Annotated in this window: 12 protein-coding genes; 6 read left to right on the top strand and 6 right to left on the bottom strand. The window is 69.1% G+C overall.

Features of this window, described 5'->3' with window-relative positions; translation table 11 throughout:
* The first annotated feature begins 1 nt into the window (after position 1).
* Positions 2–856 carry a MurR/RpiR family transcriptional regulator gene (locus GJV80_RS04495; RefSeq protein ID WP_154686863.1) on the top strand — a complete coding sequence of 285 codons (855 nt, stop codon included), beginning with the start codon at positions 2–4 and terminating at the stop codon, positions 854–856.
* 6 nt (positions 857–862) lie between these two features.
* On the opposite strand, the gene GJV80_RS04500 is transcribed toward GJV80_RS04495, so the two are convergent.
* From GJV80_RS04500 to GJV80_RS04515, 4 genes are read right to left on the bottom strand one after another with little or no spacing between them, the layout of a single operon-like run.
* Complete coding sequence (locus tag GJV80_RS04500; RefSeq protein ID WP_154686864.1) at positions 863–1,138, bottom strand: hypothetical protein; 276 nt, start codon at positions 1,136–1,138, stop codon at positions 863–865.
* Positions 1,135–2,493: a copper resistance CopC/CopD family protein gene (locus tag GJV80_RS04505; RefSeq protein ID WP_154686865.1), complete on the bottom strand. Its 1,359-nt coding sequence runs from the start codon at positions 2,491–2,493 to the stop codon at positions 1,135–1,137. The genes GJV80_RS04500 and GJV80_RS04505 overlap by 4 nt, the downstream gene beginning before the upstream one ends.
* A 3-nt stretch (positions 2,494–2,496) precedes the next feature.
* The gene (locus tag GJV80_RS04510; RefSeq protein WP_230208131.1) at positions 2,497–3,195 is read right to left on the bottom strand and encodes a YcnI family protein; all 699 of its coding nucleotides are present in this window, start codon (positions 3,193–3,195) and stop codon (positions 2,497–2,499) included.
* Positions 3,192–3,899 (bottom strand): DUF5134 domain-containing protein, encoded by a 708-nt coding sequence (locus GJV80_RS04515; protein WP_154686866.1) that lies wholly within the window; start codon positions 3,897–3,899, stop codon positions 3,192–3,194. Before GJV80_RS04515 ends, GJV80_RS04510 begins: the two co-directional genes overlap by 4 nt.
* An 893-nt stretch (positions 3,900–4,792) precedes the next feature.
* Between GJV80_RS04515 and GJV80_RS04520 the strand changes: the two genes are divergently transcribed.
* Entirely contained in the window at positions 4,793–5,638 is an 846-nt protein-coding gene (locus GJV80_RS04520) for a PHP domain-containing protein (protein WP_154686867.1), read from the top strand.
* Here GJV80_RS04520 and GJV80_RS04525 read toward each other — a convergent pair.
* Positions 5,627–7,123, bottom strand: a complete 1,497-nt coding sequence (locus GJV80_RS04525; RefSeq protein ID WP_230208132.1) for a DEAD/DEAH box helicase — start codon at positions 7,121–7,123, stop codon at positions 5,627–5,629. The two genes, GJV80_RS04520 and GJV80_RS04525, sit on opposite strands and share 12 nt — an antisense overlap.
* A gap of 118 nt (positions 7,124–7,241) precedes the next feature.
* On the opposite strand from GJV80_RS04525, the gene GJV80_RS04530 reads away from it, so the two are divergent.
* A complete protein-coding gene (locus tag GJV80_RS04530) occupies positions 7,242–7,898 on the top strand; it encodes a ferritin-like fold-containing protein (protein ID WP_154686868.1) in 657 nt (218 codons plus the stop codon).
* 145 nt (positions 7,899–8,043) lie between these two features.
* On the opposite strand, the gene GJV80_RS04535 is transcribed toward GJV80_RS04530, so the two are convergent.
* The gene (locus GJV80_RS04535; RefSeq protein WP_154686869.1) at positions 8,044–9,177 is read right to left on the bottom strand and encodes a helix-turn-helix transcriptional regulator; all 1,134 of its coding nucleotides are present in this window, start codon (positions 9,175–9,177) and stop codon (positions 8,044–8,046) included.
* A gap of 48 nt (positions 9,178–9,225) precedes the next feature.
* Between GJV80_RS04535 and GJV80_RS23120 the strand changes: the two genes are divergently transcribed.
* From GJV80_RS23120 to GJV80_RS04550, 3 genes are read left to right on the top strand one after another with little or no spacing between them, the layout of a single operon-like run.
* Positions 9,226–9,609, top strand: a complete 384-nt coding sequence (locus tag GJV80_RS23120) for a VOC family protein (protein ID WP_195909158.1) — start codon at positions 9,226–9,228, stop codon at positions 9,607–9,609.
* A gap of 7 nt (positions 9,610–9,616) precedes the next feature.
* Entirely contained in the window at positions 9,617–11,431 is a 1,815-nt protein-coding gene (locus GJV80_RS04545) for an ABC transporter ATP-binding protein (RefSeq protein WP_154686870.1), read from the top strand.
* Entirely contained in the window at positions 11,428–13,242 is a 1,815-nt protein-coding gene (locus GJV80_RS04550; protein WP_154686871.1) for an ABC transporter ATP-binding protein, read from the top strand. Before GJV80_RS04545 ends, GJV80_RS04550 begins: the two co-directional genes overlap by 4 nt.
* The last annotated feature ends 14 nt before the right edge of the window (positions 13,243–13,256 follow it).

Here is a 13,256-nt window from a genome sequence, read left to right on the forward strand (position 1 = left end):
CATGGACGCCGAGCCGTCGCCGGCGGCCACCGGGGTCCGAGGCAGGATCACCAGCGCGAGCCTTCGGCCCAGTGAGCGACGGGTGGCTCTGTGCCTGCTCGCCGACTATCCGGCGGCGGCGTTGTCGACCGCCGGCGAGCTGGCCCGGACAGCACGGGTGAGCACGCAGACAGTGATCAGATTCGTTCGGGCGCTGGGTTTCGCGAGCTTCGCCGACCTGCAGGACGCGCTGCGCGAGGAGTTGCGTGCCGGCCTCGGCCCACTGTCGAAACTTCGGAGCAGGTCGATCGGCGAGACGGCCGATCTTGCCGGATTCGCTCGGGTGATCGGTGACCGGGCGATCCACGGGTTCGAGCGCATCCCGGCCACTGGCATCGAGGCGGCGGTCGATCTGCTCACTGATCAACGGGGTCAGTTGCTGACGGTCGGCGGCCGGTTCTCCACGGTGCTGGCCCGGCACCTGGCGACCAATCTCCAGGCGCTTCGAGCCGGCGTACGGCTGCTGGACGACCCGCCCGGCGCGTCCCTGCCCGACGTGGTCGATCTCGGTGCCCGAGACGTGGTGGTTGTCTTCGATGTCCAGCGCTACCAGCCGGCGATGTCCCGGCTGGCCGCGACCGCAGCGGGCAAACAGGCATCGGTCCTGGTGATCACCGACGAGCCCGGCTCGCCTGCCGCTGATCATGCGGCGGTGCGGCTGGCCGTCGACGTCGCGGCGCCGTCCGCGCTGGACACCCTCGCCGGCGGTCTGCTGCTGGTGGAATACCTCGTCGCCCGGGTGCTCGACCGGCTGGGCGAGAGTGCCCAGCAGCGCCTGCAGGTATGGGAATCCGCGCGATCGGCAGATTTCAGCTGATCGGGGTCACCAGACCCGGTAGTCGACCGCGGTCACGTACGCCGGCCCGGTCCGCGGTGTCACCGCCAGTTCCAGGTGCCACAGACCGGGCAGCGGAGCCGTCGCGTCGACACTTCGCCAAGCCCCACCGGCGGCATCGAACCGTACGTCGACCGCCGACACCCCGGCGTCACCGGATGACAGTCGCCCGGACAGTGCGCGGATCCGCACCCGGCGCCCGGACGCGTCGACCGCCACGACGGTGATCTCCTGCGGCCCACGCCTGGTGTCGGGAATGCTCACCTGCAGCTGATCGGCGGCAAACCGTGCCGACACGGTGACCGACGGACCGTACTGGTCCTTGGCCGGGGAGTGGCGCTCAACACGGTGGCTGCGGCCACCACAAGAGCCATGATCACGACCTCGACGATCACCAGCCGTCCGGCCCGAGCGACGTTCCCGCGGCGCAGGGCGATCCGGCTCCCGGTCCAGCCGATGATCACCGCGCCGGCCGCGAGGCCGAGCTTGATCAACAACGTGAGCCCGTACGGTGTCTGCCAGAGTGCTTCGATCGGCTGGATCTGGCGCCAGGCCAGGAACTCTCCGGACAGCACCAATGCGGCGACGGCCAGGAACGCCCGTCGTGACCAGGCATCGACGATCGCAGGCGCGGCACGCGGCAGCGAACCCAATCGTGGTCGGACGACCAGCAGCAGATCGATCACCCCGCCGATCCAGATCGCCATAGCGGCCAGGTGCACGGCGGTCGCCGGCAGGGCGAGCCACCGGTTGGCACCGGCGAATCCGTGCCCGGAGGCGGCGATCGTGACCAGCACGGCAGTCGAAGCGATCCACCAGGCCACCTGCAGGATGCGATCGCCGTGCGGCTGCGCGCGGGTTGGTCGCACTGCTGCACCCAGCGGTAGCAGGGCGGCCGCCAGAGTGAACCGCGCCGCGAGCAGCCGGCCCTGGTCACCGATCAGGGTGAAGGGCAGGTTCTGCGGCTGCAGCATCCCGGCCAGACCGGTGCCTTCGGCCGCCGGCGTCGCGGCGAGCAGTTCGGCGATGGTGCCGATCATGATCAACAGCGGCCCACCGATGATCATCGGACGGAGTCGGTCCGAGCGCAGTGCCGACGGCCAGGCCAGGAGTGCGGCGACAAGGCACCCGACCGCGCCGACCACGCCGGCATAGGTCAACCCGGTACCGATCGCCGCGATCACCCCGGGCGGTCCGGCGCCGACCTGGGACGGCTGATTGACGGATCGCGGGTCCTCGCCGACACCGAACCGGATCGAACCGACGACGACATGGCTGTCGGCGGAAACGATGCGATAACTGACCAGATAGGTCGCGGTGTGCGATCCGGGGCGGCGGTCCAGGGCGATGATCACGGTCCGGCCACTGTCGCCGGCCGAGGGCTTGCCGGCGTCGACCCTGCCGCCGGCAGTGGAGACCACCGTTGTGCCTCCGGTGACGATCTGGACCGGTTCGTCGAAGCGCAGCGTCACCCGAGCAGGAATGCGGTCGAGCCGACTGCCGTCCAGCGGAGTGCTGCCGACCAGCACAGCGTGGGCGGCGGCGGTCGGCGATCCGATCGCGATGATCAACAACGCTGCCGGCAGAACGGCGATCAACAGCAGAGCCTTGCGCACCACGGGTCAGGCGTCCGGCCGGCGGGTGCGCAATACGGCGATGATCGCGATCACCAACGCAACGGCGGCGACCGCGATCCCGATGACGGCCAGCCGGCCGGGCACCGGACTGGCGACCACGGCCTGCTCCGGCGCCGGGCTCGCCGTCGCCGGGCCGGAAAGGTTGATGACCGGCGCCGGATGGTCCGGTTCGGCCGCACCGGTCGGGAGTTGGTTCCAGGAGACGACCGTGCCGTCGCTGTAATGCTGATCGGTGGGGAAGGCGACGGTCGCCGTCCTGGGCAACGGACCGGCCATGAGGTTGAACAGGCCGAACTCGCCGGGCTTGATCGCGCCGGCCGGCGAGTCCGCCCTCCAGACCACCCGTTTCACGTACGCCTCCACCGGGCCGTCGTCGGTGTGCACCGGCTTGTCCAACCTGCCGGTCTGGACCCGCGCGGTCCACCCGTCGACCGGTGCCACCGACACAGACGTGATCGGCGTCGAGACCGGGAAGTTGATGATCACCTCTGTCGTCGAGGCGGTGTCGGATTCGGTCGGCACCCGGAAGGTCAGCAACCCGTACCCTCCGGGTGTCGCATCGGTGGCACTGACCCGGATATGAGCCGACGCCGCGGCCGGTAGGCCGACGATGATCATCAGTCCGAGGGCGGCGGTCAGCATCAACCGGCGACCGGCGCGGGTCAGCTGGTTCGGGCCGGTCACACGATCACCGCCAGATTGCTCAACGCCATGCCGGCTGCCATCAACGCCGCCACACCGGTGTCGGCGAGCCGGCGTCGATCGACCGCACCCGCTGCCGCCCCGATGCGTACGAAACCGATGACGTACCACAGCGTGGCGGCGACGAACCCGATGCCGATCATGATCGAGACCGGATCGGCCCAGGGGTGAGCCGATGGGGCGGACGGTCCGATCGCGCCCGCCGGGGACTTCGGGGACGTTGTAGTGCCCGACATGGTCATCCCCATGCCCGGCATCTGCATGCGCGATGCGGCCGACACCGCCGAGCCGGACCCACCCGCGGTCGCGGCGGCGGCGCGCCCGGCGCCGGGCAGTGGAGCCATGATCACCGCCATCCAGACCATGGCAAGCATCATCACCGAGTGGTAGGCCAACCGTGGCCTGCCGGAGTGGTGGCTGTCGATGGTCTCGAAGATCGCCCGGGGCCGGAACAGGAACAGATAGGCGTACCAGAGGGCGGCGGCGGTGAAGAGCAGGATCTGCACCCCGGCCGGCACCCTGACCGACCAGCCCAAGGGCATCATGATCATCAGGATCGACATCAGCAGATGGCTGCCGTCGACGACGCGATCATTCCGGTTGCGGTCACGGACCACCCGCACCAGGTAGTAGCCGCCGGTCGCGGCGAACAGCACGATGACCAGCGGTCCCACGTACGTCATCATCTGCTGTCGCCTTCTGCCTGGATCGCTTGCTCGTCGGACCGAGCGCCGCACCGGATGGCGGGCGGCCCGCTCGCAGGATTCTACATAACGTAGAAGTCGGGCAGCCGGCTGTGGTCGTACTCGGCGGCGCACCACTTGGTCGGCGCCGCACCACTTACTTGGCGGCGCACCATTTGGTTGGCGGCGCACCACGTGCTCGGCGGCGCACCACTTGGTCGGCGGCGCACCGGCTGCAGCGGGTGCGAGGTCGAGGAACTGGTGCGGCGCCGACCGACTGGTGCGGGAACGGGTGGCGGGCCAGGTCGGTCCGTGTGCCCTGGCTCGTCGAAGGTGGCGTCGCCCGCCCCGTGCTCGGCGGCGCACCACTTACTCGGCGGCGCACCATTTGGTCGGCGGCGCACCATTTGGTTGGCGGCGCACCACTTGGTTGGCGGCGCACCGGCTGGTCGGCGGCGCACCGGCTGCAGCGGGTGCGAGGTCGAGGAACTGGTGCGGCGCCGAGCAACTGGCGCGGGAACGGTCGGCGGGCCAGGTCGATCCGTGTGCCCTGGCTCGTCGAAGGGGCGTCGCCCGCCCCGTGCTCGGCGGCGCACCACTTACTCGGCGGCGCACCACTTGGTCGGCGGCGCACCACTTGGTCGGCGGCGCACCGGCTGCAGCGGGTGCGAGGTCGAGGAACTGGTGCGGCGCCGAGCAACTGGTGCGGGAACGGTCGGCGGACCGGCGGACCGGCCGGCTGAACGGCTGGACGGACGGGCAGCGACGTCGTGGACCAGCACGGGGCCGCCGGTTCCGCGTCCGTCGGTTCGGTCCGGTCGTAGGTGTGGACCACCGGGTATGCCCTCGGGTGGCGGTCGGAGTGAAGTCGGGGGCGATCGGCAACAATGGCGGGCATGACGACCGACCTGCACACCCATTCCAATGTCAGCGACGGCACCGACACGCCGGCGGAGCTGGTTCGCAACGCCAAGGCGGCCGGTTTGTCGGCGGTGGCGCTCACCGACCATGACACCTTCGACGGTTTGGACCAGGCGGTCGCTGAGGGTGAGCGGATCGGCATCACGGTGATCCGGGGAATGGAGCTGTCCTGCCAGAACAGCGGAATGAGCATCCACCTGCTGATGTACGGCGGCAACGAGTCCGATCAGCAACTACAGAGCGAGATGACCAAGGTTCGCGAGGGTCGCAGCAACCGGCTGCGGCCGGTGCTGGCCAAGCTCGCCGAACTCGGCGTGCCGGTGACCGAGGAGGCGGTGCTGGCCAAGGTGGGGGACAGTCCGTCGGTGGGCCGTCCGCACATCGCGGACGCGCTGGTCGAGGCGGGTCACGTGCGGGACCGGCAGGAGGCATTCGACCGGTTCCTCGCCGATGGCGGACCGGCCCACGTCGAGCGGTACACGATCGATGTCGCACACGGCATCGACCTGGTGACCGCTGCCGGGGGCGTACCGGTGATCGCCCACCCGTGGGGACGGGGCCGGGAGGCCGCGTTGCCGCCGGAATACCTGAAGATGCTGGTCAACGACCACGGGCTGGCCGGCATCGAGGTCGATCATCAGGACCACGATCCGCGGACGCGTGCCGCACTCCGAGACCTGGCCGGGGAGCTCGGGGTCTTCGTCACCGGATCCAGCGACTATCACGGCACCGGCAAGATCGATCACGACCTGGGCGTGAACACCACCGCGCCGCAGGTGCTGGCCGAGATCGTCGGCAGGATCGAGCGATCAGGCGTCTGACTTGTGGCCGGCGGTGCCGGACGACCGCCTGCGCCGCCGCCGGCGGGGTGTCGAGTTGCCCGACGCCTCGCCCTCGGACGAGGGCGCCGTCTCGGCGGCCTGAGCCGTCCCGGATGTCGTGGTGTCCCCGGCAGCCGACGCATCGCCGCCGACCGGCTTCCCGTTGCGCATGCGCACCCTGTTGCGCTTGGGCCTCTCGGCCCGGCGAGGGCGTTCGCGTCCGCCACGATCGGACTGATGATCATCATCGGACCGGTCGCGTGCCGGGATGATCCGGCCCTTGGCGGACGGGTCGATGCCCAGATCATGGAAGAGGTGCTCGGAGGTGGAGTACGTCTCCTGCGGCTCCTCGAAGGGCAGCCCGAGCGCGTTGTTGATCACCTTCCACCGGGTCAGGTCGGCCCAGTCGACGAAGGTGATCGCCACCCCGGAGGCGCCGGCCCGGCCGGTCCGCCCGATCCGGTGCACGTAGGTGCTCTCGTCGTCCGGGCACTCGTAGTTGATCACATGGCTGACCCCGGTGACGTCGATGCCGCGGGCGGCGACGTCGGTGGCGACCAGCGTGTCGATCGTGCCCTCGCGGAACCGTCGCAACGCCTTCTCCCGAAGGACCTGGGACAGGTCACCGTGGATGGATGCTGCCTTGAAGCCGCGTTCCGCAAGATCATCGGTGACCCGCTGGGCGCTGCGCTTGGTCCGGCAGAAGATCATCACCCGATCGCGTGACTCTGCCTGCAGGATCCGGGCAATGATCTCGGGCTTGTCCAGATCGTGTGCCTGATAGACGAACTGGGCGGTCGCCGGAACCGTCGACTGTTCGTTGGCCGACTCGGCGCGGATGTTCAACGGGTGCCGCAGATGCCGGCGGGCCAACGAGACGATCGCCGACGGCATCGTCGCGGAGAACAACATCGTCTGGCGCAACTCCGGTGTCTTGGCCAGAATGCGTTCGACATCGGGCAGGAACCCCAGGTCGAGCATCTCGTCGGCCTCGTCGAGGACCAGAACCTTGATGTGGGCCAGGTTGAGGGCGCCGCGGTCGGCCAGGTCGAGCAGACGTCCGGGCGTGCCGACCACGATCTCGACGCCGGAGAGCAGCGTGGACAACTGGTCCTCGTACGCGACGCCGCCGTAGATGGTCAGCACCCGGGCCTTGCGGCGGGCCGATGCGGTCTGGAGGTCCTTGCCGACCTGGCTGGCGAGTTCTCGCGTCGGCGCGACGACCAGCGCCTGCGGAGCTCCGGGCTCGGCCAGATACTCGAAGTCGGGGTCGGTGGGCACGACGATCCGCTGCAACAGCGTGGTGCCGAAGGCAAGTGTCTTTCCGGTTCCGGTCCGGGCCTGGCCGATCAGGTCAGCGCCGGTCAGGGCGACCGGGATGGCCATCTGCTGGATCGGGAAGGGATGCTCGATCCCCACGTCGGCCAGCGCGGCGACGATGTCGGGTAGCAGGCCAAGATCGGAGAATGTGGTCTGTGCGGTCACCGGTGAATCGGTGGGGGTTTCGGTGCTCGTGCTGTCGGTAGTCAGAATCTCGCCTTTTCGAATACTAGGGTCCGCCAGGCATTCTAGCTTGTCGGCGATACCTCCTATGCTGCTCGATATGGCGTCCGACGATGCGCCCGGTGCTGCGCTCGAACTACTGGGTGTTGTTGCCTACGGCGAGCTCGCCGCGTTCGACCGTCTCGCCGAGGATGCGCGGCTGGCGCCGGAGCTGGCCGACCGGGTGGAGATGACCGGCATGGCCGCGGTTCAGTATGCGCACTTCAGCAAGGCGGAGGACCGGATCGTCGAGCTCGGCGGTGATGTGCTGGCGGCGATGGAACCATACCGTCGGCCGTTCGACGAGTTCCACGCGCTCACCCGGCCGAAGACCTGGCATGAGGGGCTGCTCAAGGCCTACATCGGCGACGGGCTGGCCTCCGACGTCTACCGCGAGGTGTCCGATCTGGCCGACGACAGCACTCGCGAGCTGGTACACGAGGTGCTGGCCGCCGACAGGTTCGACGACTTCGCGGTCAGCCGGGTGCGGGCGGCGATCGACGCGGATCCCGACAGCGCCGGACGACTGGCGTTGTGGGGCCGCCGACTGGTCGGCGAGGCGATGAGTCAGGCACAGCGGGTGCTTGCCGAGCGGCCCGCGTTGGCCGGACTGCTCACCGGGGCCCCGAACGGCAGCCTGGCCGAGATCACCAGGATCATGGCGCGGCTGGTGGAGAACCACAGTGCACGGATGACGCGCCTTGGACTGTCGGCCTAGCAGCCGGTCGGCCCGGATCCGAGCCCTCGCGGCTGATCCCGTGCCCCTGACCCGTCCCGGCTGATCCGTCCCGGCTGATCCCGTGCCCCTGATCCGTCCAGCCTGACCCGTCCCGCCTGACCCGTCCGACCTGATCTGGTCCGCATCATTCCAGCGTCGCCAACAGGGTCTCGGCCGTCGTACGGATCACCGCGCGGTCGACCTCGACCCGCCGGTCATCGCGGATGATCACGATGCCGGCCTTGCGCAGCACGGTGACCTGCCTTGAGATGGTGCTCTGGTGGACCTCGAGGGCGTCGGCGAGTTGTTGCATGGTGAGCGGCCCATGATCAAGGAGATGCAGGACGAGGGCCAGTCTGGTCTTGTCACCCAGGGCGGTGACGCTGGGGGCGAGCTGGCCGAGTCGACCGATGGAGATGCCCGTCCTCCGGTGGTCGGCGGCCGGGTCCGGGCCCGGCTGCGGTGTGTAGAGCACCCAGGTCGTCCGGTCGGTGAACAGTGAAAGGCTGCGGCCGAGCCCGACCGACGGCATGATCACCAGTTCGGACGCCTGCTCGGCGGCCCCTGCGTAGGACGGGTCCGGTTGCAGCCCGGTGACCAGACTGATCCATTGCGTCGGGCTGCAACCTGGCGGTGGCGCCGGCGTGTCACCGACTGCTGCTCGCAGCCTGGGCAGCTGGTCGGCCCATTCCGAGCCGAGCCAGCCGTCCCAGATCGCGTCCAGCAGGTCGAGCAGGGCCGTCCTCAGGCCGGCCGGATCGAGCAGTTCAGCCGCCCGCTCGTCGGCGTCGGGGGTGCGCCAGCTGCGCAGGACCTCCGCTCCGCGGTGGCGTACCAGTCGGCTGGGTTCGGCGACCGGGACGAGGGAGGCAGCACTCGGCCCGGGGCCGAGTTCGGGATGCTCCCACCGCAGGTTGGAGTCGATGCCGTGGTCGATCACGGCGTTCACGAAGGCATCGGACCACTCGGCGACAGTGCTGCGCAATGGCGCCCAGTCGTGGTGTCCGGGATGCCCGGCCGGCAGCTGATGCAACAACACCGCACGCAGCACCGCGCCGTGAGCCAGCGCCACACGAATCGTGCGGCTCGACTCGACCAGCTCCGTCGGCAACCCCTGGGCGAGCGCCGCCAGCTCCGCGCTCGGTGTGGCGTTCTGGTGCAGTGCGTAATCCACCAACAGCATCGCGTTCGGCACCGTTGCGGCAAGGCTGGGATCCGCGACCCGCAACACCGGGCGCGGCCGGGCGGCGGCGACGAACTCTGGCAACTGTGTGCTCACACGACTAGTATGCGCAATGCGCAAGACGCAAACGAGATGAGGGGCGAGATGAGATTGACCTTCGACGGGATCGTGGTGTTCGTGGCCGACGTCCGGACGTCCGCGCGGGTGTACGAGGAGGCGTTGGGCCTCGTCAGGGAGTGGGCCGATGACGACCACGTGCAGTTCCGGCTGCCGACCAAGGGCCACCCGGGTGGCGCGTGGTTGTTGCTGCACCCGGCGACCGAACAGTCCGCTCCCGGGCAGTATCTGGGCAACTTCGTCGTCGATGATGTCGATGCCGCGGTCAGCCGGCTCCGGACCTTCGGGTTCAAGGTCACCCAGGAACCGGCCGACGCGCCGTGGGGTGTGCGGGAGGCGAGCGTGAGCGATGCCGACGGCAACGGCATGACCCTCGCGGCGCCCCTGGCGGCGCCACAGTCGGGGAACTGACCGGCTCGTGTCCTGGTGGCGTCGGATCCGGACTTCGCCGGAGTGGCAGTTCCTGTTCGGCTGCCTGTGGTCGGCAGACCGCGGACTGGCCACCGTCTGGTGGTCGTTGGTGGTGCTGCGGGCCGTCGTGCCGCCGGCACTCGCGGTCTCGACCGGGTGGCTGGTCGGCGCCGTCGGCGCCAAGGAGTCGCTGCTGGCCCCACTGGCAACCGTCGGTCTGCTGTTCGTCGCGATGCAGACGTTGGGCCCGCTGCACACCCAGCTGGCGGGCAACCTGGGCGATCGGGCCAGCGCAACGCTCCAGGACCGCCTGATGGTCGCCACCACAACCCCCGCCGGCATCGCCCATCTGGAGGACCCCGAGCTTGCGGCCGACTTCAGCCTGGCGCGGGATTTCGATCTTGGACTGACCTCGGTCCGGATGCGCGACGCGACGCCGCAGATCGGTTCCGGCTTCGCCAGCTTCGGCGCCGGCATCATGTCCGCCCTTGTTGTCTGCGGCTTCGCCTGGTGGGCAGGACTGTTGCTATTGATCGTCTGGCTGTCACCGCACCTGCTGTTGCGCGACAGTGTCGCCTGGAAGGACTGGGGCTCTGCCGAGATCAAAGATCATCAACGGCACGCCGAGTACGCCTATCGGATGGCGGTCGACACTCCGGCCGCCAAGGAGATCCGCCTCTTCGGCCTGTCCGACTGGGTCGCCGAACGGTTCAATGATCGCCGCGGGAAATTGCTGGCACTCGCGCTCCAGGCCTTCCGGATGCGCGAGCGGTCCGTCGGCCTGTCCCTGCTGGCGCTGGTGATCGGCAACGGCATCGTCTTCGGAGCGCTGGCCCGGGCGGCGATTTCCGGTGATCTGGGACTGTCCCGGCTGGTTGCCTACGCCGGCACCGCGATGGGGGTCGGGGCGCTGGCCACCCTGGAATTCGACTGGTGGTTGGCAGACGCAGCACGCCCGGTGCCGCTGGTCAACGGCCTGTTGCAGCGGATGCAGCGGATCGGTGGCCTGCCGGCCGGGGCCGGAGCGGCCGCCGGACTGCCGAGCCAACAGATCCGCTTCGAGAACGTCGCATTCGGCTATCCGCATGGTTCCGGCCCGATCCTCGAGGGCCTCGACCTGACCATCGAGGCCGGACGGTCGCTGGCGATCGTCGGCCAGAACGGCGCCGGCAAGACGACGCTGGTCAAGCTGCTGGCCCGGCTGTACGACCCGACCTCCGGCCGGATCACCGTCGACGGAGTCGATCTTCGTGACCTCGATCCCAGCGGCTGGCGTGGTCAGGTGGCTGCCGCGTTCCAGGACTTCGTCCGCTACCAACTGCCGCTGCGGGACAACGTCGCGCCGAACGGCGTTCCCGACCCGGTGATCATGGAGGCGTTGGACAGTGCCGGTGCTGCCGGACTGGCCACCCTGGACACCGTCCTCTCCAAGCAGTATTCCGGCGGTACCGACCTCTCCGGCGGGCAGTGGCAACGGGTCGCGCTGGCCCGGGCGCTGGCCAAGGTCTCCACCGGAGCGAAGTTGATCATCCTGGACGAGCCGACCGCCCAGCTTGACGTCCGGGGCGAGGCAGAGGTGTTCGAACGCATCCTGCGGGCGACCCAGGGCCTCACCACGATCCTGGTCTCCCACCGCTTCTCGACCGTCCGCCATGCCGATCGGATCTGTGTGATCGAACACGGCCGGGTGATCGAGCACGGCAGCCATGACGAGTTGATGGCTCTCGGCGGCCGGTATCGCACGATGTTCGATCTGCAGGCCTCCCGGTTCGACGACGACGCAGCCGGTGATCACCAACGGCGACCGGAGGCCACCGGATGAGGTCGACGGCGATCACCGAAGCACCCGGCGCGGAGAAGCTGCCGGGTCCGATGCGGACGTTGGCACGGTCGATGCAACTGGCCTATCAGGCCGAGCCTCGGCTGATCATCCTGTCGCTGGGCATGGCATTGCTGGAAGCCGTACCGGACAGTCTGTACGCGGTCTGGCTCATGCTGCTGGGCGCCGGCGTTGCCGACCGGAACTCGTCGATGATCATCATCGGCTGCTTCGGCCTGGCGGCGTCCACGGTCGCCTCGTGGTTGTTGCAAACCGTTGCATCGCGGATCCAGCGCACCTTCCGGCTGCGGGTCGGTGCGTACCTGGAAGGTCATGTCGCCCGGTTGCAGGCGCGGGTGCCGACAATCGAGCACCAGGAGCGGCCGGAGTATCTGGACCGGTTGAGCGTCCTGAAGGAGCAGGTGTGGCAACTTGATCACCTGTACCTCGCGCTGTTCAGCGTGATCGGTTCGGCGGTGCGGTTGGCAATCACCCTCGGGCTGGTGGCCGGCGTCCACCCGGCACTGACGCTGATGGTGATCTTCGCGGCGCCGACGGTCTGGGTGTCAAGCCGCCGCTCGGCGATCACCCAGCAGGTGACCGAAAAGGTCGCGCCCCAGGAGCGCAGGCACCGCCATCTGTTCACGATCGGCACGACCCAGCAGGCCGCGAAGGAGGTGCGGATCTGGGGGATCGGGGCAGATCTGGTGAGGCGTCGCCGGCTCGCCTGGGAGTCCTGGTACCGGCCGATGGCCAGGACCAGGTGGGCGTCGGCCGGCTGGCAGGCGGCGTGCTGGGCGATCTTCGCTGTCGCCTACCTGGCTGCGATCGTGATCACCGCGACGGTGCTGCACGGCAGCGCCGCAGACGTGCTGTTGATCGTCACTGCCGGGAGCCGGTTGTCCCAGTACGTCGCGATGACGGCGGGCAACACCGACTTCCTGCGGATGTGCCTCGATGCCTCCCAGCGGCTCACCTGGCTGGAGTCGTACGCCTCCGGCCACGCAGACCGGGCGACCGGAACTGTGCCGGCGCGGCTGGAACGCGGCATCACGTTCGAGAACGTGTCGTTCCGCTATCCGGGGGCCGAGCGGTACGCGTTGGAGGACATCTCGGTGCACCTGCCGGCCGGATCGGTGGTCGCCGTGGTCGGGGAGAACGGAGCCGGGAAGTCGACCCTGATGAAGCTGCTGTCGCGCTTCTACCCACCGACGAACGGTCGGATCGTCGTCGACGAAGTTGATCTTCAACAGTTGCCCGCCACGTCATGGCGGAGCCGGCTGACCGGTGCGTATCAGGACTTCTTCAGCTTCGAACTGGCCGCACAGCAGGCGATCGGCGTCGGCGACCTGCCCCGGTCGGCGGATCGGGCCGCGGTAGGCACCGCGGTCGCGCGGGCCGGCGCCGGCGACGTGGTGGAGCGACTGCCGCAGGGTCTTGACACCCAGCTCGGGCCGACCTGGGATGCGGGCGTCGATCTGTCTTTCGGGCAGTGGCAGAAACTGGCGCTGGCCCGCGGCTTCATGCGCGACGGGACACTGTTGCAGATCCTGGACGAGCCGACCGCGGCACTCGACGCCGAGACCGAACATGGGCTGTTCGAATCCTTCGCCCGGCAGGCGAGGACCGGCGAGTCCGACGGCCGGATCACCGTCCTGGTGTCGCACCGGTTCTCCACGGTCCGGATGGCCGACCTCATCCTGGTGCTGCAGGGCGCCCGGCTGGTCGAGGCCGGTTCGCACCGGGAGCTGATGGCAGCCGACGGCCTGTACGCCGAGCTGTACGGCATCCAGGCCGCCGCCTATCGTCGCTGATCCGGCGCAGCATC

It is taken from the genome of Microlunatus sp. Gsoil 973, assembly GCF_009707365.1.
Taxonomy (GTDB): domain Bacteria; phylum Actinomycetota; class Actinomycetes; order Propionibacteriales; family Propionibacteriaceae; genus Microlunatus.